Origin of the sequence: Deinococcus sp. HSC-46F16 (genome assembly GCF_024171495.1) — a bacterium.
Taxonomy (GTDB): domain Bacteria; phylum Deinococcota; class Deinococci; order Deinococcales; family Deinococcaceae; genus Deinococcus.
Window position 1 is genome coordinate 342,732 of record NZ_JALJZW010000001.1, and the last position, 21,079, is coordinate 363,810.

Annotated in this window: 23 protein-coding genes and 1 tRNA gene; 7 read left to right on the top strand and 17 right to left on the bottom strand. The window is 70.3% G+C overall.

From position 1 onward, the window contains the following. Nucleotides 1-16: 16 nt before the first annotated feature. From L1280_RS01765 to L1280_RS01795, 7 genes are all read right to left on the bottom strand, one after another. The gene (locus L1280_RS01765; RefSeq protein ID WP_253580298.1) at nucleotides 17-265 is read right to left on the bottom strand and encodes a DUF3467 domain-containing protein; all 249 of its coding nucleotides are present in this window, start codon (nucleotides 263-265) and stop codon (nucleotides 17-19) included. Nucleotides 266-354: 89 nt separating this feature from the next. Continuing rightward, nucleotides 355-1,206 (bottom strand): hypothetical protein, encoded by an 852-nt coding sequence (locus tag L1280_RS01770; RefSeq protein ID WP_253580299.1) that lies wholly within the window; start codon nucleotides 1,204-1,206, stop codon nucleotides 355-357. 2 nt (nucleotides 1,207-1,208) lie between these two features. Next, nucleotides 1,209-2,099, bottom strand: a complete 891-nt coding sequence (locus L1280_RS01775) for a tyrosine-type recombinase/integrase (protein WP_253580300.1) — start codon at nucleotides 2,097-2,099, stop codon at nucleotides 1,209-1,211. Between the two features lie 171 nt (nucleotides 2,100-2,270). Continuing rightward, nucleotides 2,271-2,360: transfer RNA gene (locus L1280_RS01780), tRNA-Ser, on the bottom strand. A 52-nt stretch (nucleotides 2,361-2,412) separates the two neighbouring features. Further along, nucleotides 2,413-2,964 carry a DUF402 domain-containing protein gene (locus tag L1280_RS01785; protein ID WP_253580301.1) on the bottom strand — a complete coding sequence of 184 codons (552 nt, stop codon included), beginning with the start codon at nucleotides 2,962-2,964 and terminating at the stop codon, nucleotides 2,413-2,415. Further along, complete coding sequence (locus L1280_RS01790; protein WP_253580302.1) at nucleotides 2,961-3,548, bottom strand: phosphoribosylglycinamide formyltransferase; 588 nt, start codon at nucleotides 3,546-3,548, stop codon at nucleotides 2,961-2,963. Before L1280_RS01790 ends, L1280_RS01785 begins: the two co-directional genes overlap by 4 nt. 61 nt (nucleotides 3,549-3,609) lie before the next feature. After that, nucleotides 3,610-4,989 carry a dipeptidase gene (locus L1280_RS01795; RefSeq protein ID WP_253580303.1) on the bottom strand — a complete coding sequence of 460 codons (1,380 nt, stop codon included), beginning with the start codon at nucleotides 4,987-4,989 and terminating at the stop codon, nucleotides 3,610-3,612. A 117-nt stretch (nucleotides 4,990-5,106) separates the two neighbouring features. Here L1280_RS01795 and hspR point away from each other — a divergent pair, with 117 nt between their 5' ends. Genes hspR through L1280_RS01815 form a run of 4 tightly spaced genes read left to right on the top strand, consistent with a single transcriptional unit; the run spans nucleotide 5,107 to nucleotide 7,865 of the window. After that, nucleotides 5,107-5,868: a heat shock protein transcriptional repressor HspR, fused homodimer type gene (gene hspR, locus L1280_RS01800; RefSeq protein ID WP_253580304.1), complete on the top strand. Its 762-nt coding sequence runs from the start codon at nucleotides 5,107-5,109 to the stop codon at nucleotides 5,866-5,868. Continuing rightward, entirely contained in the window at nucleotides 5,865-6,731 is an 867-nt protein-coding gene (locus L1280_RS01805; protein WP_253580305.1) for a metallophosphoesterase, read from the top strand. The genes hspR and L1280_RS01805 overlap by 4 nt, the downstream gene beginning before the upstream one ends. Further along, nucleotides 6,728-7,258: a phosphoribosyltransferase family protein gene (locus L1280_RS01810; protein ID WP_253580306.1), complete on the top strand. Its 531-nt coding sequence runs from the start codon at nucleotides 6,728-6,730 to the stop codon at nucleotides 7,256-7,258. The genes L1280_RS01805 and L1280_RS01810 overlap by 4 nt, the downstream gene beginning before the upstream one ends. Nucleotides 7,259-7,304: 46 nt before the next feature. Then, entirely contained in the window at nucleotides 7,305-7,865 is a 561-nt protein-coding gene (locus tag L1280_RS01815) for a phosphoribosyltransferase family protein (RefSeq protein WP_253580307.1), read from the top strand. A gap of 110 nt (nucleotides 7,866-7,975) precedes the next feature. Here the strand turns inward: L1280_RS01815 and L1280_RS01820 are convergent, their stop codons facing one another. Together L1280_RS01820 and L1280_RS01825 are read right to left on the bottom strand one after the other, a co-directional pair. Beyond that, nucleotides 7,976-8,851, bottom strand: a complete 876-nt coding sequence (locus L1280_RS01820; RefSeq protein ID WP_253580308.1) for a complex I NDUFA9 subunit family protein — start codon at nucleotides 8,849-8,851, stop codon at nucleotides 7,976-7,978. Continuing rightward, nucleotides 8,848-9,795, bottom strand: coding sequence for a MerR family transcriptional regulator (locus L1280_RS01825; protein WP_253580309.1), 948 nt, complete (start codon nucleotides 9,793-9,795; stop codon nucleotides 8,848-8,850). Before L1280_RS01825 ends, L1280_RS01820 begins: the two co-directional genes overlap by 4 nt. A gap of 269 nt (nucleotides 9,796-10,064) precedes the next feature. On the opposite strand from L1280_RS01825, the gene L1280_RS01830 reads away from it, so the two are divergent. Beyond that, complete coding sequence (locus L1280_RS01830) at nucleotides 10,065-10,943, top strand: UbiA family prenyltransferase (RefSeq protein WP_253580310.1); 879 nt, start codon at nucleotides 10,065-10,067, stop codon at nucleotides 10,941-10,943. After that, nucleotides 10,940-12,328: an FAD-dependent oxidoreductase gene (locus tag L1280_RS01835; protein ID WP_253580311.1), complete on the top strand. Its 1,389-nt coding sequence runs from the start codon at nucleotides 10,940-10,942 to the stop codon at nucleotides 12,326-12,328. The genes L1280_RS01830 and L1280_RS01835 overlap by 4 nt, the downstream gene beginning before the upstream one ends. Before the next feature lie 69 nt (nucleotides 12,329-12,397). On the opposite strand, the gene L1280_RS01840 is transcribed toward L1280_RS01835, so the two are convergent. The 7 genes from L1280_RS01840 to L1280_RS01870 form a co-directional block, all read right to left on the bottom strand. Then, entirely contained in the window at nucleotides 12,398-14,149 is a 1,752-nt protein-coding gene (locus tag L1280_RS01840) for a S8 family serine peptidase (protein WP_253580312.1), read from the bottom strand. A gap of 348 nt (nucleotides 14,150-14,497) precedes the next feature. Next, nucleotides 14,498-16,069, bottom strand: coding sequence for an L-glutamate gamma-semialdehyde dehydrogenase (pruA, locus tag L1280_RS01845; protein ID WP_253580313.1), 1,572 nt, complete (start codon nucleotides 16,067-16,069; stop codon nucleotides 14,498-14,500). Then, entirely contained in the window at nucleotides 16,066-16,500 is a 435-nt protein-coding gene (locus L1280_RS01850; RefSeq protein WP_253580314.1) for a hypothetical protein, read from the bottom strand. Before L1280_RS01850 ends, pruA begins: the two co-directional genes overlap by 4 nt. Nucleotides 16,501-16,514: 14 nt before the next feature. Continuing rightward, nucleotides 16,515-17,447 carry a proline dehydrogenase family protein gene (locus L1280_RS01855; protein ID WP_253580315.1) on the bottom strand — a complete coding sequence of 311 codons (933 nt, stop codon included), beginning with the start codon at nucleotides 17,445-17,447 and terminating at the stop codon, nucleotides 16,515-16,517. Further along, nucleotides 17,440-18,102 carry a GntR family transcriptional regulator gene (locus L1280_RS01860; protein WP_371922860.1) on the bottom strand — a complete coding sequence of 221 codons (663 nt, stop codon included), beginning with the start codon at nucleotides 18,100-18,102 and terminating at the stop codon, nucleotides 17,440-17,442. The genes L1280_RS01855 and L1280_RS01860 overlap by 8 nt, the downstream gene beginning before the upstream one ends. Before the next feature lie 47 nt (nucleotides 18,103-18,149). Beyond that, entirely contained in the window at nucleotides 18,150-18,620 is a 471-nt protein-coding gene (locus L1280_RS01865; protein ID WP_253580316.1) for an MgtC/SapB family protein, read from the bottom strand. Nucleotides 18,621-18,697: 77 nt separating this feature from the next. Continuing rightward, nucleotides 18,698-19,102: a hypothetical protein gene (locus L1280_RS01870; protein WP_253580317.1), complete on the bottom strand. Its 405-nt coding sequence runs from the start codon at nucleotides 19,100-19,102 to the stop codon at nucleotides 18,698-18,700. 135 nt (nucleotides 19,103-19,237) lie between these two features. Here L1280_RS01870 and recO point away from each other — a divergent pair, with 135 nt between their 5' ends. Continuing rightward, a complete protein-coding gene (gene recO / locus L1280_RS01875) occupies nucleotides 19,238-19,993 on the top strand; it encodes a DNA repair protein RecO (protein ID WP_253580318.1) in 756 nt (251 codons plus the stop codon). Nucleotides 19,994-20,097: 104 nt separating this feature from the next. Here recO and L1280_RS01880 read toward each other — a convergent pair whose 3' ends face one another. Beyond that, nucleotides 20,098-20,988, bottom strand: a complete 891-nt coding sequence (locus L1280_RS01880; protein ID WP_253580319.1) for an alpha/beta hydrolase — start codon at nucleotides 20,986-20,988, stop codon at nucleotides 20,098-20,100. Nucleotides 20,989-21,079: the final 91 nt, after the last annotated feature.

Consider the following 21,079-nt stretch of genomic DNA (forward strand, 5'->3'; position numbering starts at 1 on the left):
GGTACTTGAGGCTACTTCACTTCCCCAGTAGACCGTGGCGCATCTGGTAGGCCTCCAGCAGTTCCCCGATACGGGTGTGGAGGCTCTGGAGGTTCAGTGGGGTCATCACGACTTTGTGGACGAGGACCGCTTCGGGGTGCTTCGTGTCCCCCTCGGCGAAGCAGAAGTTCAGCACCACCTCGTCCTTCTTGGTGTCCAAAACTGCGAAGTTCGCGTAGGTGGGGAGGATGTGGTTGGAAGCACGGATCTTCAGGGGTTTGGTCATGGTTTTCTCCTTGGAGCATGAAGGTCCACTAACAGGCGAGTGGATCACCTGTTAGATGGTCGAGGGGCAAAACGGATGTGGTGGGAACTTCAGGTCTTCTTGCCGTCCCAGATCAGGCCGAAGGGCGTGATGCGGGGAAGGGCCTCACGGCGGGCGTAGAGATTCGGAACGCGCAGGTACCGCACCCGGAAGGGCTGTTGAAGCCAAGTCTCCAGGAGGTCCCGACTGAAGATGGATGCGGCGGCGGCGATCAGCAGCAGGTGCGCGTACTGCAAGTGGCCGAAGCCGACGGCCGGTCGTCCAATGGCCTGTCCAGCTCCCCGCAGGGCGTCCGAAGCGGCTTTCAGCGTCAGGGGGTGCCCCAGGTCGTCGTGCAGGAAGGTCGTTGCCTGGGGTTGCCTCGCCTGGCTCCACTGCTGCACCAGCGCCGCCGCGTTGCCGCGCAGCCCCACGAAGGACCGGGTCCGCGGATTGGGGCCGATCAGCACAAACCCATCCGGCCGAACCTGCTCCGGACGCAGCTCAATCAGCCGCTGAGCCCGGAGCCCCGTGAGGTAGACGAGGGCGGCCAGGGTCCGGGGGCCCTCGTCTGGGATCGCCTGTACCAGTTCCTGCACTTCTGGCTCGGTCATCGCCGGGCGTCCGACCACCCGCTGCACGGTGGGCCTGGGCGGGAGAGGAAAGGGAGGGATGATCTCCAGGTCCTGCAACCAGGTCAGCACCGACAACAGCGCACTGAGCTGCCTTCTGGCGGTGGGCTGATCCTGCGTATTCATGTGAAGGCGAAAGGAGCGGACCGTCTCCTGAGTTGGCCGAGCGGACCCCGGCATCTGCCGGAAGGCTCTCCAGGCGTCCCGGAAGTAGGACTCTCCCGCGTCACTGAGGCCAGAGGCACGGCGCTCCTCAAGAAACGCTTCGAACGAGGCGTCAATGCGGGCCATGCTCACTCCTTCCGGCTACGCAGGGGAGACGAGCGGCGGTGAGCGAGCTTTACATCATCGTCGAGAAGCTGGGCGTAGCGGTTGGTCATCTCCAGGGAGGTGTGGCCGAAGATGCGCTGCAGGGTGAACACGTCCCCACCATTGCGGAGGTACTGCACGGCGAAGCCTCTGCGGAAGGTGTGGGCGCTCAGGCGTGGCAGGCCCGCGAACTCGCAGAGGCGTTCAAGCATCTTGTCCAGCGTTCCCCGACTCATGGCACGGTCCCCAGCCAGGAAGAGGGCATCCGAGACGGGCTCTTCATGCCGTTCCTGATGCACGTAGGCGCGGATGGCCTTCAGGGTGGGCCGCTCGATGGGCACCGAGCGCGACTTGCCCCCCTTGCCCTGGCGGACCAGGATGAACCCTTCCGGGCGGATGTCGTCCAGTTGCAGGGCCAGCGCCTCCGAGGCCCGGAGGCCCGTGTCGTACAGCACCGTCAGGAGCGCCACATCACGCAGCGGACAGCGGGACTTGACCTTGGCCGCCCCCAGCAGTTTCTGGAAGTCCGAGAAGCGCACCGCGGGCAGCGGCTCCCGCAACAGTTTGGGCATGGGCAGCCGACGCGTGAGGTCCTGGGAGATCAGTTCCTCCTGCTGTGCCCATTTGAGCAGGGTCTTGATGGGACGCAGCCGGGCATGGGCCCCGCCTGGGGACAGGGTGGCCGAGCAGTGCACGGCGTACTCCCGCAGCAGCGAGGGGGTGAGCTGTCCAATGCGTTCTACCTTCCGCTCGGCCAGCCATTCGGTGAAGAACCGGAAGGCGTTCCGGTAGGCCCGTGTCGTGTAGGCGCTGTGCCCACGCGCTTCACCGTCAAGAAGGAACTCGTTGATGACCTGCTGGAGTTGATCGAACATACGCGCCTCCAGCGGCCTGTTTTGCTCACGCTTTGCTCTGAATTGTCTGCACGCTTCGACGAAAAAGAGGGGGAATTCTTTTCTGTCGTCACGCTGGGAACAGACGAAATCAGAGAGCGGCGAGACAACAAAAAAGGCCGCAACCAGCGGCTGCGGCTCACTTTTTCTGACTGGCGGAACGGGAGAGATTCGAACTCTCGGTGCGGTTGCCCGCACACACGCTTTCCAGGCGTGCCCCTTCAACCACTCGGGCACCGTTCCAGCGCACAGAAGACTAGCGGGTCGCCTCCCGAAATGCAAACCCGGCCGGGGTTCAGGTGTAGGGGTCGCGCAGATAGTCGGTCATCACCCGCAGGGGCGGGTACGTTCCCGCCCGCAGTTCCGCCTCTACCGTCCGCGCCCGCGCCCACGCCGCCTCCGCCAGCGCGGCCGTGACCAGCCCAGCCCGTACCGCGTCCTCCAACTCGTCGCCGTCGATGACATGCACCTCGGTCACGCGGCCGTCCGGGGTCCAGTCCGCGATCACGTCCAGGTAAAGGTCGTCGCACCAGGGCAGACCGTCCTCGCCGACCCCCTCGCCCCCATGGATGTCCACGTAGAGCTGCCGAGCTGCGCCTGAGGCGTCCAGCATGGCGGTCAGGGCGTCGCCCAGCGTGTCCTCGCCCGTGCCCGTCGGGTGAACGCGCACCCAGCGGAAGCCGTGGTCCAGAATCCGGACCGTCCGCTCCCCGAACGGCACGTCCAGCACACGCCCGACCTCGTGGGCGGTGAAATCCACGATGACGAAGCCGGGAATGTGCAGGACCGTCTGGGTGTGGCGCCGGGCACGGGACCAGCCCCGCAGGTCGAAGACCTTGCGCTTCATCCCAGCCCCCGCGATCCCAACTCACGCAGCGCCGACAGCAGCAGCTCGCCCTCGACCGCCTGCACGCGGGCCTTGAGGCTCTCCAGCGTGTCGCCGGGCAGCACGGGCACCCGCGTCTGCGCCAGCACCGGCCCCTCGTCGATGCCCGCCGTGACGAGGTGGACGGTCGCGCCCGACTCCGTATCCCCCGACGCCAGCACCGCCGCGTGAACCCGGTCGCCGTACATCCCGCGCCCGCCGTGCCGGGGCAGCAGGCTGGGGTGGATGTTCAGCACCCGGCCCGCATAAGCCGTGAGAACCTGCGGCCCCAACGCCTTCATGTAGCCGCTGAGGACCAGCGTGTCCACCTCCGCCCCCCGCAGGAAAGTCAGGATCGCCGCGTCGAGCGCCTCCGGCTCCGGGTACCGCGCCGCGCTGAGGTGCGCGGCTTGGAGGCCCGCCTCCCGCGCCCACGCCAGCGCGGGGCTGCCGCTGTTGTTGCTGGCGAGGGCGACGGGACTCGCGTCCAGTCGCCCATCCCGGCAAGCCTCGGTGAGGAACTGGGCCGCGCTGCCGCCGTGGGAGGCGAGGAAGCCTAGGCGCATGGGTGGCCCGCGCCCGGAACGTGGAGGGCTGTGCCCACGCTCCACGCTCCACACTCCACCCTCACTCCGCCAGCTCCTGCAACAGGTACGCGCTCGTCAGAATCCCGTTGTGGTAATCCTCCACCGCGAAGCTCTCGTTGGGCGAGTGCGGCGCGTCCTCGTTCAGGCCGAAGTCGACGAGCAGCACGGGAGCGCCCAGCAGCGACCGGAAGGCCGCCACGATCGGAATGCTCCCCCCCGTGCGCCCGAAGGCGGCGGGCTTGCCGTACACGCGGGTGAGCGCCCGGTCGGCGGCCTTCACGTAAGGCGAGTCGAGGTCCACCTTGACGGGCTGCCCCCCGTGGTGCGCCCGCACCTCCGCCGTGACTCCGGCGGGCGCGATGGTGGGGACGTACTCCGTGATCAGCCGCGTGATCCGGTCGGGGTCCTGGCCGGGCACCAGCCGCATGGACACCTTCGCGCCCGCCTTGGCCGGAATCACCGTCTTGCTGCCCTCGCCCTGGTAGCCGCCCCAGATGCCGTTCACGTCCAGCGTGGGCCGCGCCCACAGCCGCTCCAGGGTGGAATAGCCCGCCTCGCCAGGCAGGGCCGGGACGCCGATGGAATCGGCGAATTCCTCGTCGGAGTGCGGGAGCTTCGCCCACATCTCGCGCTCTCCCTCGGTCAGCTCCTCCACCCCGTCGTAAAAGCCGGGGATGGTGATGCGGCCCTGGTCGTCTTTCAACTTGGCGATCATCTCGGCCAGCGCGTTGATCGGATTGGGCGCGGCCCCGCCGTAGGCCCCCGAGTGCAGGTCGCGGTTCGGCCCCTGCACGTGGATTTCCACGTAGCTCAGTCCGCGCAGGCCGTAGGTGACGGTGGGCACGTCGGGCGCGAAGCGGCTGCCATCGGAGATCACGATCACATCGGCCTTCAGCTCCTCGGCGTGTTCGCGCAGGTAGGGTTCGAGGTTGGGGCTGCCGACCTCCTCCTCGCCCTCCAGCAGGAACTTGACGTTGACGGGCAGTTCGCCCTGTGAGAGCAGCAGCTCGACGCCGCGCACGTGGGCATAGGCCTGCCCCTTGTCGTCGGTGGAGCCACGGGCGTAGATGCGCCCGTCCCGCACGGTCGGCTCGAAGGGGGGCGTGGTCCATTCCTCCAGCGGCGCCTCGGGCTGCACGTCGTAGTGCCCGTAGATCAGCACGGTGGGCTGGCCGGGAGCTGAGAGGCGCTCGGCGTACACGAGGGGGTGACCGGCCGTCGGGTCCACCCGCGCCGTGAAGCCCAGCGACGCCAGCTTCTGCCGCAGGAACTCGGCGGCCCGCGTCATGTCACCTCTGTGGGTGGGGTCGGCGCTGACGGAAGGAATCCGCAGGAGGTCGAACAGTTCGCGCTCAGCCTCCTCGCGGTTGAGCAGGGCGGCGAGGTCAGTCTGGGCCGAACCGGTGGGGGACGGGGTCATGCGGGGATGATAGCGGGGGGGCGGCGTGGCCCCGCAAGGCCCGGCTCCGCGCTCCGGTGCCCTTTCCCACCTTTGGCCACCTTCAAGAACCTTGCCTCCGGTATACTCAACCCACGTATGCCCGCCGACGCCAAGCACCGCCCCGTCTATGTGATCTCGGTTGCCGCCGAGCTGGTGGACATGCATCCCCAGACCCTGCGGCTGTACGAGCGCAAGGGCCTGATTCGGCCGGGCCGGAGCAGCGGCAAGACCCGGCTGTACTCCGAGCGCGACATCGAGCATCTGCGCGAGATTCGCCGCCTGACCCAGGAACTCGGCGTCAACCTCGCCGGGGTCGAGGAAGTCATGCGCCTCCAGCACGAACTCGACGACCTTCAGGGCGAGTTCGAGGCCGAGATCGAGCGGCTGGAAGACGAGCTGCGCGAGCGGGCCACCGCCCCCGAGCGGGTGGCCGAGGACGGCAAGCTCGACCCCAGGGACCGTCCCGTGTACGTGATCTCCATCGCCGCCGAGCTGGTGGACATGCACCCCCAGACCCTGCGGCTGTACGAGCGCAAGCAGCTCATCCGTCCGGGGCGCAGCAGCGGTAAGACGCGGCTGTACTCCGAGCGCGATATTGAGCACCTGCGTGAGATTCGCCGCCTGACCCAGGAACTCGGCGTCAATCTCGCCGGGGTCGAGGAGATCATGCGGCTGCGCCACCAGCTCGAAGGCGCCCGCTCGCAGATGGAGGGCAACGTGCGGCGCCTCCAGCAGGACATCACCGACCGGATGACGAGCTGGCGCACCCTTCCCGCTCCCCAAGGCGAGGAGAGTGACCGTCTGGACGAGGAGGCCGGGACCGCGCCGGAACCGGAGGCCGGAGAGCTGACCCGATGACCCCGGCGTCTTCCCCGCCCCCCCTCTGGGTGGTGGGCGACGTGCACGGAGTGGTGGGCAAGCTGCGCTCCCTCCTGCGCGGCGCGGGCCTGATCGGGGAGGACGGCGGCTGGACCGGCGGCGCGGCCCACCTCGTTTTTCTGGGCGATCTCCTCGACCGGGGGCCGGACGGGGCCGGGGTGGTGCGGCTGGTGCGGGCGCTGGAGGCGCAGGCCCCGCTCGCGGGCGGGCGGGTGACCGCGCTGCTGGGCAACCATGAGGTCATGCTGCTGGGGGCTCAGCGCTTCGCTTCCGGGCGGCGCGACCCCTCCGGCCTGCGCGAGTACTGGCTGGAAAACGGCGGTCAGCCCGCCGACCTGCGGGCGCTCACGGAGGACGACCTCGCGTGGCTCGCGGCGCGTCCGGCCCTGGCCCGCGCGGGGCGCTGGCTGCTGCTGCACGCCGACAGCCCGCTGTATCTGGAACTGGGGTCAAGCGTGGAGGCCGTCAATGCCGCCGTGCGCCGCCGCCTGGGGGGGAACGACCCCTACGCCTGGGCGCGGTTCGCCAGCGACTTCGCGGCCCGCTACGCCTTCGCGGAACCGGGCGGCGAAGCGGCCGTGGAGGCGCTGCTGAGCACCTTTGGGGGGCAGCGGCTGGCGCACGGGCACACCCCGGTGCCGCTGCTGCTGGGGGGTGGGGGAGGGTGGCTCCCCGGCCCCGGCGAGCCGCTGACCTACCGGGGCGGGCGCTGCGTGGCCCTCGACAGCGCGATGGCCTACCGCCCGGAGGCGGGCTTTCTGGCCCGGCTGGGGCCGCGCGGGGTCGAGGAAGTCGTTTCGCTGGGGCAGGCCGGACGCCGGGCGCTACACTCGGGCGCGTGAGAACGTACAAGGTCGAGGTCGGGAACGTGACCCGCGAGCTGCCCGTGGTGGAGGTCAGCCCCGGCGTCAGCGTGGCCCTCTTCAACATGCTGGGCGATACCGAGGTGACCGAAGCCGCCGGACGTGCCCTGGCCACGCGCCTCCCGGACGACATCGACGTGCTGGTGACCCCCGAGGTCAAGGCGCTCTCGCTCGCGCACGTCATCAGCCGCGAGACGGGCAAGCCCTACATCGTGATTCGCAAGACCGAGAAGCCCTACATGGTCGAGCCGGTCTCCCGCGAGGTCGTGAGCATCACCACCGGCAAGCCGCAACTGCTCGTTCTCGACGGCTTCGACGTGCCCAAGGTCAAGGGCAAGAAGGTCGCCATCGTGGACGATGTGGTGTCCAGCGGCGGCACCCTGCACTCGCTGCGGCAGATTATCGAGGAGGTCGGCGGCGAGGTCGCAGCGGTCGTGGCAGTCTTCACCGAGGGCCAGGAGCGCCCCGACGTGACGGCGCTGGGGCACCTGCCGCTCTTTTCCTGATCCCTCTGCGCTGTGGCCCGGCGAGGGGATCGGATAGGGTAGGGGCATGACCCTCACCCAACAGCCTGGCACCGAACACCATGGCCTGCGCGTCAGTGTCGGGGGCGTGACCCGCGACCTTCCCACCGTGCGGGTGGGCAGCGTGGGGCGGGTGCCGCTCGTCGAGTTTCTGGGCGACAGCGAGTTCACCAACGCCGTGGCCGAGGCCCTCGTGCCCCTGATTCCGGAAGGCACCGAGGTGCTGCTCACGGTGGTCACCAACGCGCTGCCCCTCGCCCACGAGATCAGCGACCGCGCGGGGCTGCCCTATGTGGTGGCCCGCAAGAAGCGCCGCACCTACATGCAGTCCCCGCTGATTCAGGACGTGCCCAGCATGACGATGGGCGTGGCCGAAACGCTGTGGCTCGACGGCCCGCACGCCGAGCGGCTGCGCGGCAAGCGGGTGCTCGTCGTGCAGGACGTGATCGCCTCGGGCGGCACCGCGCAGGCCCTGGGCCGCTTCGTGGAGCGCTCGGGCGGCACGCTGGTCGGCTACCTCGCCGCCTTCAAGCAGGGCGACAGCACGCTGCCGCTGACGTATTTGCAGGAGCTGCCCAAGAGCGTTTGAGCAATGGTCGGGTAAGTCCTTGGACCTTGCGAGGCCCCTCCACCACGGGAAGACTGGTACAGCCGTTCGCGGAGGGGCCTCGTGCCGCGATGGGGTGAGGGGTCTTTCCCCTACCGCCCCAGAATTCCCGGCAGCGCGTCCGGCAGCCGCCGCATCGGGAGGCCAAAGGCGTCCCGCGCCCGCTCGGGCGGAGCGGTGTTTCCGGCCTTGAGCATCGCGTACTGGTCGCGGGTGATGGGCGGCTTGGGCAGCACCCCCATCGCGGGGACCATCAGGTCCATCAGCGGGAGGGGCACCGGCACGATGGGCTTGCGCTTGCCCAGCGCCCCCAGCTCCAGCTCCAGCAATTCGCGGAAGGTGTACTCCTGGGGCCCGGTCAGTTCGTAGGTTTGGTGGGCAGTCTCCGGGCGTTCCAGCGCCTGGGCGAAGGCCAGCGCCACGTCCTCCACGCTGACGGGCCGGAAGGGAAACTGGCCGTCGCCGATCTGGGGCACCACCGGGGCCGTGCTCACGAGGTCGCGCAGCACCCGCCCGAAGAAGTCGTCGCCGGGGCCGAAAATCAGGCTGGGCCGGAAGATGGTCCAGTCCAGCCCACTTTCCCGGACCAGTGCTTCGGCCTGAGCTTTGGAGCGGCTGTAGCCGCTCCCGCTCGCCTCGTCCGCCCCCAGGGCGCTCATGTGCAGGTAGCGCACCGGGCGGGGGGCCGCCGCGAGGACGTGCCGGGTGCCCTCCACATGAACCCGCGCGAAGGTCTGCTCGCCTTCCTCCGCGATGATGCCCACGAGGTGCACCAGCGCTTCCGGCTGCGCCCCGGCTACCGCCCGCAGCACGCTGGCAGGGTCGGTCACGTCCAGCCGCACGCCGGGAGCGCCCGGTAGATCGGTGCCCCGGCGGGACCCCGCCGCGACCGTATGCCCGCGCCGCACGAGTTCCGCGACGACGGCTTTTCCCACGAACCCGCTTGCTCCGGTGACCAGAATCTTCATGACTCCTCCTGTGGGTCCTGTGCGCCGGGGCGCAGCGCCGCGACGATGGTGTCGGCGGCCTTATGCGCGTCGGCCCCCGCGAAGTGCCCGCCAAACTCGGCGGCGAGGGCGGGCCGGGCGTTGAGCAGGCCGCCGCCGTAGAAGACGGGAATCCGCAGGCCCCGCAGGGCGCCGAGCTGGGCGCGGGTGGGCTCCAGCGCCCACTCGCCGTTCAGGCCCAGCAGCACGGCGTCGGCGGGGCGGTGCCGGGCGTAGGCGGCGAGGTCGGCGAGCGGCAGATCGGCCCCCAGGTACTCGGCCTGCACGCCCCGGCGCCGCAGCAGCAGCACCAGAATCAGTAGCCCGATCTCGTGCCGCTCGCCGGGAGCGCAGGCGGCCAGCACACGCGGCCCGAACTCGGCGCGGCCCGCGAGTTCCAGCAGGCCCATCAGCCGCCCGCGCAGGTACGCGCTGGCCTGATGCTCATGCGCGATGGTGATCTCGCCCCGCGCCCACAGGGTGCCGACCTCCGCCAGCGCGGGCGCCATCACCGCCAGCACGACCTCCTCGACCGGGAACTGCGCGTGTGCCCGGCCCAGCACCACCGCCGCCTGCTCCAGATCGGGCTGAAGCAGCGCGGCGAGCAGGTCGTCGGACAGCCGCTTTTGCGGGGTGGTGCTGGGCCGCGGGATGGGGGCGGGGGACGGCGGGGGCGCGTGCTCTTGCCGGGCAAGTTCCGCCGCGCGGCTGGCCGGGACCCCGCCCTGCAAGAGGGCCTGCATCCGGCCGATCTGCGCGAGGTCGAGGGGCGAGTACATGCGGTAGCCGCTGGCACTGCGGGCCGGAGCCGGGATGCCGTAGCGCCGCTCCCACTGCCGCAGCGTGGCGGCGGGCACCCCGGTGCGCATCTCGGCCTCGGCGGCCGTGAAGAGGGGGGTGGTGTCGGGCAGGGTGTCTCCGGGCATGGGGCTCCTGGGGCAATCGGCAAGAAGGTGAGGCGGGAGAGGCCGAGGGGAATGGGCAGACCGGCAGGAAGGCGCGGCAGGCTCTATTGGGCCACGCCGAGCCCGTCGGGACCGTAAGGTTTCTCGTGCTCGGGCCGGTGCAGGCGCCCGGTGGCGGGGGCGGCAACCTGTCCCGCCCCGCCCCACCTACAATGCGCGGGCGGCGGCCTGCCCTCCATTCTCCCACTCCGGGCCGTTGTTCTCCCTTTCCCGGCTCTCCCCGACCCCCGATGCGCTCCCTGACCCTTTCCGCCCACCTGCCCCTCGTCCGGCTGCTCGCCGTGTCGCGCCCCGCCCTGTGGGTGAACACGGTGGGGCCACTCGTCGTCGGCCTGTGGCTCACCGGGCGGCTGTGGACCCCCGAGCCGGGGCTGCTCGCGCTGCTCGCGTACCTCACCCTACCCTTTAACCTGCTGATCTACGGCCTGAATGACCTCGCCGACCGCGAGGAAGACGCGGCCTCCGGGCGCAAGGGGGGCTGGCAGGGCGCGCGGCTGGGGCCGGGGGAGGGGGGGCCGCTCTTGCGGGCGGTGTGGCTGCTGAACCTGCCGTTCCTGGCCGGGCTGGCACTGCTGCTGGCGCCTCCGGCCCTGCTCGTGCTGCTGCTCTCGGCGGCCCTCTTCGCGGCGTACAGCGTGCCCCCCGTGCGCCTCAAGGCCCGGCCCTTTCTCGACGGCCTGAGCAATGTGGCCTACGCGCTGCCCCTCGCCCTCCCCGCGCTGGCGCTGAATGAACCCGTGCCCGCCCTGCCCCTCGCCGCGCTGATGGCCTACGCGGTGGGCAAGCACGCCTTTGACGCCGCGCAGGACGTGCCCGCCGACCGCGTCGCCGGGGTCCGCACGGTGGCGACCACGCTGGGGGTGCGCGGGACCGCCCTCTACGCCCTGGCGTGGTTCGGCCTGTCGGGGGCGCTGCTGTGGCCCGTCTCGCGGCTCACCGCCCTCGCCCTGTGGGGGGTGTGCGGCGGCCTCGCCCTCGCGCTCTGGCGCCAGCCCACCCCCGAGCGGGCCGCGCGGCTCTATCCCCTCAGCATCCTGTCCCCCTGGGTCGTGGGCACGGTCGCGGGGGTGCCGCTGGTGTACCTGCTGGCGCGGGGGCTGTGGCCGTGAGGAGGCGCTCAGCTTTCAGCCATCGGCCGTCAGCCCCCCGGTCGGTCGGCATTCTCGGGGGCGGCCTCGCGGGACTCGCGCTCGCGGCGCTGCTGGGAGCGCGGGGCCACGCGGTCACCGTCTACGAGCGGGACCGGGCGGGGGGCAAGTTGCAGCGGGTAACGGTCGGGGGGCTGGCCTTCGATACGGGGCCGAGCCTGTTCACCTTTCCGGACGTGTGGCGGACCTTCCTGACGCGGCTGGGGGAAGAAGGTGACCCCCTCGACCTGCGCCCACTGCCCGGTGGCCTGGGCCTGCACCACACGCCCTTCGGGGCGGTGCCGCTGCCCGTACCGCCTGAGCACCCTCTCCATCCTGCCTGGGAGGCCTACCGTGCCCCGGCCCAGCCCCTCGCGCGGCACCTGACCACCCTGCTGACCACGCCGCCTCACCTGACCGACCCCGCCTTCCGGCGGGCGAGCGCGGCCTTCTTCCGGGCGACCGGGGGGCACCTCACCGCTTCAGCCTGGGTGCGCTCCCGGCGGCTGCCCCCGGCGCTGGCGCACGCGGTGGGGACCCATGCGCTCAACGTGGGCCTCGCGCCGCAGGACGCGCCCGCCCTCTACGCCCTGATTCCGGCCCTCGCGGCGGGGGACGTGGCACGGCCCGCCTCCGGCATGGGCGCCTTGCTGGACACCCTCCTGACCCTGGGCCGGGCGCGGGGCGTGCGGGTGGAGGAGGGGGCCGAGGTGGTGCGGGTAGACGCCGGGCGCGGCGCCCTGACCCTGCGTGGGGGAGGGGAGCGGCGGCACGACCTCCTCGTGAGTGCCCTCGACCCCGCGCGGCTGGCCGGGGTGCTGGGCCGCCCCGCTCGCTCCCCCGTCGCCCGGCGCACGGTGAGTGGGGTGGCCCTCTACGCCGCGCTGCCGGGCGAGTCGGGGTTGCCCGCGACCTCGGTCCTGCCGCCCGCCAACTTCGGGACCTTCCGGGCGGCCATGCGGGCCGGAGCGCTCCCCCCGGACACCCTGGCCCTCGTCCACGCCGACGGCCTCCGCCTCGCCGTGCTGCTCACGGCCCCGGCCACCGGGCGTGACCTCGGCCCCGAGCATCCTTGGGTGCGCGGTCAGGTGGAGCGAGTCGAACGCACCCTCGGCGTGCCCGGCCTGCTCGCCTCGGCGCGGGACGTGGTGGCCCTGCCCCCGGCCCACTACGCGGCGGGCGGACACCCCGGCGGGGCAATCTACGGGGCGGCCCTGGCCCCCTGGCGCGGCGGCCCCCTGCACCCGCAGCCCTACCGCCGGTCGCCGGGGCTGTGGCAGGTGGGCACCGGGGTCCATCCCGGCGGCGGGATTCCGGCGATTCTGGGGGGCGCCTTGATCGTGGACCGGCTGATCGCGGAGACCTGATCCCAGAGCGCAGCCCAACCCGAAGGACCGCCCTCCATTTCGGGAGAGCGGCCCCTTGAAAGGTCTGGCTTACTGCCCGGTGATCGCCTTGAGCGGGTTCACCAGCCCGTAGCCGAAGTTGTTGTCCTTGCCCGCCGTGCCGAGGTCCTTGGCGGTGGAGGTCAGCAGGTTCAGGAGCTGCGTGTTGGTCAGCGTGGGCTTGGCGGCCCACACCACGGCGGCGGCGGCGCTGACATGCGGGGTCGCCATAGAGGTGCCGTTGAAGTACTCGTAGTCCGCGCCCTTCACGCTGACCGTGCCGGAGGTGGGCAGCTTGGCAAGCAGGCCCTGGCCGTCGGTCTGGGTGATCCCCACGACGGGCACGCTGTAGGCGTTGGTCAGGCTCATGCCCAGCGGTCCGGCGGCGTTGTTGTAGATCATGACGGCCTTCGCGCCGCTGCCGACCGCGTTGGCGACCTTCTCCTCGAAGGAGCAGGTGCCGCGCGAGATCAGGGCAATCATCCCGCTGAGGGCCGCGTTGCGCGTGCCGACGCCACAGAACTCGTTGTTCGTGCCGCCTGCTGCCACGACCGTACCCGTGAAGGTGGCCTTGGCGCTGAGGTCAGCGGCCTGCACGTCCGTGAAGGTCACGCCGCCGCCCGAGGCGCTCGCCTTGGTCCCGTGGCCCAGCGGTACCGAGCTGAGCACGCTCACGCCGGGGCCGACCAGATCGACCTGGGTGCCGAAGTTGGAGAAGTCGGCCTTGGCTTCCGCGTCGTCGATGGCCCCCACGCCGACCACGTTGGTGTACGCGGCGGGGTAGGAGACGGCGGCGCCGTCGTTGCCCGTCGCGGCGACGATCAGTGCGCCCTTGTTATAGACGCTAGTGTAGGCCCGCTGCTCGGTCTGGCTGGCGCGGCCCCCGCCCAGGGACAGGCTGATCACGACCTTGGCCTCGGTGCCGCCCTGAGATTTGAGCTGCGCGGCGCACCAGTTCACCCCGTTGATGATGCCGCTGGAGCTGCCCGAGCCGTCGTCGCCCAGCACGCGGGCCATGTAGAGGTTTACACCCGTCGCCACGCCGACCACGCCATTGGGGTCCATGCCGTTTTGCTGCCCGCCCGCGCCGGTGCCTGCCCCGTACTGCGCGAACACCGTTCCGGCAACGTGCGTGCCGTGCCCGTTCACGTCGTTCAGGAGGTAGGCGTTGCCCCGGCCCGCTTCACCCGTGAAGTTCTTGAAGCCCTTGAGCAGGCGGCTGAACTCGGGGTGGTTGCCGTCAATCCCAGTGTCCCCGATGCACACGGCCACGCCCGCCCCGGTGTAGTTACTGGCCCGCATCTGCGAGACGCGCAGCGCGTTGTCGCCCCAGGTGTACTCGCCGCTGGGGGTGTAGAGGGGCGTGGCCTGCGCCGAGAGGCCCTGAGCGCTCAGGCCGCCGCCCCCCTGCGCGTCGGTCGTTCCGCTGCGGCGACCCAGCGCGACCCGCTTGAGGTCGGGTTCCACGTACTCCACCAGGGGGTTGCCCTCCAGCTTGCGCAGCGCCTCAGGGCTGAGGCGTACCGCCGCCGCGCTGATCTCGGCCCACTGGCTGGTCAGCACACCGCCCGCCGCCGTGATCGCCTGCGCCTGAAGCTGCGCCTGCGCCGCCAGCTCCTGGGCACCCAGGCTCTGCGCCCCCAGCGCACTGTCCTTGAACCCCACGAGGTACGCGCCGGGGGTGGCCTCGTCGGCGGTGGGAGCGGGCGTCGCGGCAACGGGCGCCGGGGCCTGGGTCTGCTGGCCGCAGGCGGCGAGCGTCAGGGCGAGGGTGGCGGCGAGCAGGGTGCGGGTGTGCGTCATGGAAACCTCTGGAAAAGCGAGAAGGCGATAGACGAAGGCGGCCGCACCGGTCCCCGGTGTGGAAGGAACTGGGAGGAATGTCCCGTTCAGATGAATGGAATGTGGGGCGAATACTAGAGTGCAGTGAGAGGTACACTCTCACTCTGTCTAGACAGAACTGTACCCAGTCAAGAATCAGTCAGATTCGTGGTGTGGGCCTGTGGAAATGGCGCAGTCGCAGGGCATAGTTGGCCCAAAGCGTGGTGCATTCGCCTATGCTCCTGTGTCCATCCGGCCGCACATCACAGAAAAGAGGACGGGCCACCCATCACGGCGCCCGCCCTTCAATTGCTGAGTTCTTCGGCTAACTCACCAGCGCTCGGTCACGCTCTTGAGTTGCAGGAAGTTGGCGAGGTAGTCCGGCCCGCCCGCCTTGGAGTCGGTGCCGCTCATGTAGTACCCGCCGAAGGGCTGCACGCCCACGATGGCCCCGGTGATCTTGCGGTTGAAATACAGGTTCCCGGCCTCGAACTCGTGCCGCGCCTGCTCCAGCCGCTCGCGCTTGTTGCTGATCACGCCGCCCGTCAGCCCGTACTCGGTCGAGTTGGCGATCTCCAGCGCGTGGTTCCAGTCCCGCGCCCGCATCACGCTGACCACCGGCCCGAAGATCTCCTCCTGCGCGATCCGGGCGTGCGCGTCCACGTCGCCCACGATGGTGGGCTGGAGGTAGTAGCCCTGCTTGCCGTTCACCTCACCCAGAGGCTGGCCGCCCAGCAGCACCCGGCCCTCCTGCGGGGCCAGTTCCAGATAGCCGCTGATCTTGTCGTAGCTCATCTGGTTGACCACGGCGGTCACGTTGGCGTTCTCCTCACCCGTGCCGATCTTGAGCGACTTCGCGCGTTCCACGAAGGCGTTCACCACCCGGTCATACACCTCGTCCACCACAATCAGGCGGCTCATGGCGCTGCACTTCTGGCCGTTGAATCCGAAAGCGCCCTGCGCGGCGGCGGTCACGGCGACTTCCAGGTCGGCCGTCTCGTCCACGATCAGCGCGTCCTTGCCGCCGAGTTCCAGGATCACCTTCTTGATCCACTTCTGGCCGGGCATGGTCTTCGCGGCGACCTCGTTGATGTGCAGGCCCACCGCCCGCGACCCGGTGAAGGTGATGAAGCGCGTCCGCGCGTGGGTGGTGAGGTACTCGCCGACCTCCTTGCCGACGCCCGGCAGGAATTGCAGCACCCCGGCGGGCAGCCCGGCCTCCAGCATGATGTCCACCATGAATCCGGCGATCAATCCGGAATCCTCGGCGGGCTTGGCGATCACGCAGTTGCCGGCCACGATCGGCGCGGCGGCCATCCCGATGAAGATCGCGCAGGGGAAGTTCCATGGACTGATGCTCACGCCCACGCCGAGGGGCAGGTACAGCAGGCCGTTTTCCTCGCCCTCGAACCAGGTCGTCTCGGCGGCGCCGAAGCCCGCGTACTTCATCGCGGAGCGGGCGTAATACTCCAGAAAGTCGATGGCCTCGGCGACTTCCACGTCGGCCTCGGCGTAGTTCTTGCCGACCTCGATGCTCATCAGCGCACACGCTTCGAGGCGGCGGCGCTTGAGGATCGCGGCGGCCTTGAGCAGGATGCGGGCGCGGGCGTCCATGTCCCACTTCTTCCAGCTCTCGAAGGCTTCCCACGCGCCGTCCAGGGCACGCTGCGCGTCCTCGATGGTGGCCTTGGCGGTCGTCCCGACCAGTTCGGAAGTGTCGCAGGGATTGCGGCTTTCAATCCTCTCGGCGGTGTCTACCCGCTCGCCGTTGATGATCAGCGGATAGTGCTTGCCGACGAGTTCGGCGCGGACCTTCTTCAGGGCGTCTTGATACGCCTGGCGGTTTTCTTCCAGGGTGAAGTCGGTGAAGGGTTGGGGGCGGTAGTCCTGAACTTTGATCATGGGGCACTCCGGAGGCCGCGCTCGGGCGGCGGCACGAGGTCGAAGAGCGAATCGCCGGGGCGGTCGAGCCGCCGGGCGTGGGGGCCGGGGTCGGGCAGCCCGCCCGGAAAGAGGCGGCGGGCCAGGCCCGCGAGAAAGGCGCGGGGGTGCCGGGGCGGTTCGGGCAGGCGGCCCAGCAGAAACCAGCCCAGGTCCCGGTCGTCGAATTCATTCAGCGCGTAAGCCCAGGTGCGGGCCAGTGCTGCCTCCTGCGCTTCCCCCAATGCGTCGAGGTGCGGTAGCAGCAGGGCCGCGAGCGTGTCCAGCCCCACCTCGGTGTCGGGGTCGAGGTAGGTCAGCGGGTGCGCCGCCTGCCCGGAGCGCCAGCCCAGCATCCCCAGGAACTGCCCCAGGTAGAAGCCGTTCACGTGGCCGCAATCGGGATACAGCACGCCCGCTGCCGCCTTCAGCCCTTGAGCATCCCGCGCAGCACGAAGACGGCGTTGCGCGGCGTCTCCGCGATGCGGCGGGAGAAGTAGGGGTACCAGTCGCGCCCGTAGGGGATATACGCCCGCACCCGGTAGCCCTGCCGCGCGAGATCCTGTTGCAGGTCGCGGCGGATGCCGTACAGCATCTGGAACTCGAAGGCGTCTTTGGCAATGCCGTGCGCGAGGGAGAAGAGCTTCACGTCCTCGATGATGGACTCGTCGTGGGTGGCGACGTTGACATAGTTCCCGGCCTTCATGTGTGCGTACACCAATCGGCGGTAACTCGCGTCCACGTCGGCCTTGTCGGGCATGGCGACCGACTCGGGTTCGAGGTAGGCGCCCTTCACGATGCGGAGGTTGGGCCGCAGGTCGTCGAGGCTGTCCCGGTCGGCCTCCGAGCGGTAGAGGTAGCTCTGGAGGACCGTGCCGACATGCGCGTGCCCGAACTCGTTCACGAGGAGGCGGAACTGCGCGAGGGTCTGGTCCACGCGGGGGTGGTCCTCCATGTCGAGGCACACGAACCCGCCGTACTCCCTGGCCCGTCCCACGATGCGCCGGGCGTTGGTGAGGCCGAGGTCCTCGCCCTCCACGGTCTGGCCCTGGCCCACGCTGGAGAGCTTCACGCTGACGTAGGGGGTCAGCCCGGCCGCGTGCGCCTGGTCGAGCAGGTCGAGCACCTTGGCTGCGAACTCATTGGCCCGCTCGGGCGAGGCGACGAATTCCCCAAGGAGGTCGAGGTTCCCGAGAATCCCGTCCCGGCTCAGGTCCTGCACGGCGCGGATGGCGGAGGAGGCGTCCTCGCCCGCCACGAAGCGTTGGGCCATGCCCCAGCCACGCGAGCGCACGAGGTCTTCGACGACTTTCTGTCCCGAGACGGTCAGGACGGCCTTGCGGTAAATCTGGTCAAGCATGTGGGTTGACTCCGAGGTTCTCCAGCACGAGGGGGGCGAAGGTGCGGACATGGCGCCGGGCGGCTTCTCGGGCCGCCTCCGCGTCGCGCGAGAGCACCGCCGCGAGAATCGCCGCGTGCCCCGCCGCCGTGTCCGGGTGGGCATTGTAGGTGCGGGTCTGGTGTTTGATCAGGGCCACGCGCTGCTCCAGGCCCCGCGCCAGTTCCGCCAAGGGAAGGTTGTGCGCCGCCGCCGTCACCGCCGCGTGAAAGGCGAGGTCCAGCCGGGTCTGCACCCGGTAGTCTTCCGTCCGCGCCGCGCCGAGCCGGGCGAGTGCCTCCTCCAGGTGCCGGGCGTCCTCGGCAGTGTGGTTGGCCGCCGCGAGCGCCGCTGCCAGCCCGTCGAGTTCCTCGCGCACCACGTAGGTGGCGCGGGCCTCCTCGGCGCTGACCTGCCGCACCCGCACGCCCTTGTTCGCTTCCGCGACGAGCAGCCCTTCTTGCGTCAGGCGCATCACCGCCTCGCGCACCGGGGTCCGGCTCACGCCCAGGCGCTGGCCCAGTTCGGCCTCGCCCAGCCGCTCGCCGGGCAGAAAGTCGCCGTCCAGCACCGCCCGGCGCAGGTGGTCGTAGACCCCGTCGCGGACCAGGGTGGGACGCTCGAAGGAAGGAGGCACCTGGATATTGTATCCAATCTGAGGTGGGCGGGAAGGTCCCGCCTCCTTCAAGTGCCCTGCTCATCCTCCGACTTGTGCCGGTCGGCCAGCCGTCCCAGGACGCCCAGGGTAAAGAGGATCAGCAAGGTGGCCCCGGTCGCCAGGACATACAGGTGCAGGCCGCAGGCCACCCCCACCCCGGCGGTGGCGAGCATTCCGGCGGCGGTGGTCAGCCCCTTGGCCTGCCCGCTGCTGCGGTCGGAGAAGATCGCCCCGGCGCCCAGAAAGCTCACCCCGCTGACGACCGCGCCCAGCACCCCGACGAGGTCAAAGCGCACCTGTGTGGAGTCATCCGAAAACCGGAAGATCAGGGTATCGGCCAGCACCACGAACAGGGCTGCGCTGACCCCGATCAGGATGTAGGTGCGCAGCCCCGCGCCCCGGCCGAGTTGCTCGCGCTCCCAGCCGATCAGCCCACTGAGGACGAAGGCGGCGAGCGGTCCGCGCATCAACGCCAGTTCGGCCCAGACGGTGTCCATGGGTGTAGGGTACGGCATGGGAGGTCGTCCGTCGCCAGGGACCGGTCGTCAGCAGGGTCAGGCCCCACGCGCCGCGCTCAGTCCGCGTAACTCGGCTCAATAGGAAAGATGCGGTCGGCAAGGGTCGCCAGCCCGCGCGTTCCGGCCCGGCGCTGGCAGGCCGCCGTGTCCAGGCAGAGGGTGACGTAGCGGGTGCGCCGCGCGGCCACGACCACCCGGTAAAAGGCCGCCTCCTGCCGCGAGCGGGTGAAGTGACACAGGTCGCAGTGCAGGGCATTTTTGCCCTTGGGGTCCAGCGGGGTGAATTCGGCCAGTTGATCGCCGTGGACAAGGGCGAGCCGTCCGTCTGCCACCGGGTAGAGGCCCAGGGTCAGGGGCGAGTCCTGGCCCTGCGCCTCCCCGAACAGTTCGCGGTACGACTCCGGAAACAGTTCCCGCAGCACGTCGCGGGCGCTGTGGTTCTTGGGGGGCGTGTCGCTCATGGGGCCGAGTGTACGGGAGGCCATCCGCCCCGAACGTGGGGGGAGTTTCAGCCGTTCGTCACGCAGGGGGCGGGCTGCCCCCAACCGTGCCCCCTCGCCCCCTCGCCGGGCGCCCACCGGCCTAGACTGGTTCCCGTGAGATCGCGCAGCGCCAACCGCAGCGGCATCGTGATCCGGCGGCGGGTCACGCCTGCCGGGGACATCATCGTGACGCTGCTGACCCCCCAGGGCAAGGTCAAGGCCATCGCGCGGGGGGGCGTGCGCGGCGCCCTGAGCAGCCGCCTGAACCTCTTTCACCATGTCGGCGTGCAGCTTTACCAGACCCCGCAAGCCGACCTCGCCACCGTGCAGCAGGCGGTGCTGGAGGGGGCGCTGCCCCGGCTGGCCGAGCCGGAGCGCTACGCCTTCGCGCACCTGATGGCTGAACTCGCCGACGCCCTGTTTCAGGAGGGCGAGTTCTCCGAGCAGGCCTTCGACCTGTTCGCCGGGGCGCTGCGCGGCGTCTCGCATCAGCCGGACCCGGAGTGGGTGGCCCTGGTCATGAGTTACAAGCTGCTGGGGCTGGCGGGCTTCGTCCTCCAGACTTCGCGCTGTGCCCGCTGCGGCGCTCCCGACCCGGCGCACCCCGACCCGCTGGGGGGGCAACTGCTGTGCGGAGACTGCTCCAGCCTGCCCACCTACCCCCCGGCCAGCCTGGACTTCCTGCGGAACGTCGTGCGCCGCTCGGTGCGGGTCAGCATGGAGCACCCCGTCCCGGAAGACGAGCGGCCCGCGCTGTGGCGGGCGCTGGAGCGCTTCGTGACGGTGCAGGTGGGGGGTGTGCAGAGCTGGCGGCAACTCGTACCGCAGGCGGCTCCCGCTCAGCCCGGGTCGGTCCCTCTAGGTGGGTGAGGCGCACAGGGGCCGACTGCGCTCCACCCTAAGCCCGAGGGGATACGGAGAAGGCCCACGCCGGTAGGGAAGACGTGAGCCCGAGTGCAGAGTGCAGGCAGGTTTTACCGCACGCGGTTCTTCTCAATGAAGTCAATGACCTGTTGCCGCGTGCCGCCCAGGAAGGTCAGCGGCCGGGCCAGCGCTCCCACAATCGTGATGTGGTTGACACGGGGAATGACCGTGCGCGTGACCGGTACCCCGGCCCGCTTCAGCGCGGCTTCCATATTCAGGGCGTTTTGCGGGTGGACGGTGGTGTCGTTCTCGGCCACCAGCAGCAGGTGGGGCGGCGCATCGGGGCGCACGTGGCGGTCGGGCATGATCTCGTCGGGGGTGCCGCCCTCCGGGAAGGCGACCCGGCTCTGGAAATCCCGAAAGTCGTAGGAGTACGGCCCCGCGATCCCGATCACGCCGCGCACGGCCCGGATCGGCACGCCCGCCTCGCGCAGCCAACGCTCGTTGACCACGGCCTCCACCGCGTTGAAGGCCCCCGCCGAGTGTCCCGTCACGAAGAGGCTGTCGGGGTTACCGCCCAACTTCGCCGCGTGGTCCCGCATCCACCGCAGTGCGGCGGCGGTGTCCTGGATGTACGCCGGGTAACGGTTTTGCGGCGCGAGGCGGTAGTTCATCACGCCCGTCACGTACCCGGCCCGCGCGAGGCTCTCGCCGACGAACTTGTGCCCCTCCTTGTCGCCGTTCTGCCACGAGCCGCCGTGGACGAACAGCACCACCGGGGCATTCCGGGCGTCCTGCGGCGCGTACACGTCGAGCACGTTGCGGGCGTCGGGGCCGTAGCGCTGGTCGCGGGTGACTTCCAGACCACGGGTGCTGACGGCCGCGTTGAGGAGGTTCTGGGCACCCGCCCCGGCCGTCTGGCCCGAGCAGGCGGTGAGGGTGAGGCCGAGGGCGAGGAGACTCAGGCCGGGCAGCAGACGGCGGGCAGCACGGGAAGACATGCGCGGAGGCTAGCGGGCGGGCCGTCTCCCGGCTGGCACGGGGGGCACACTCGGGCTTGAGGCGGCCTTGAGCCGGAGCGCACCCGGCGTC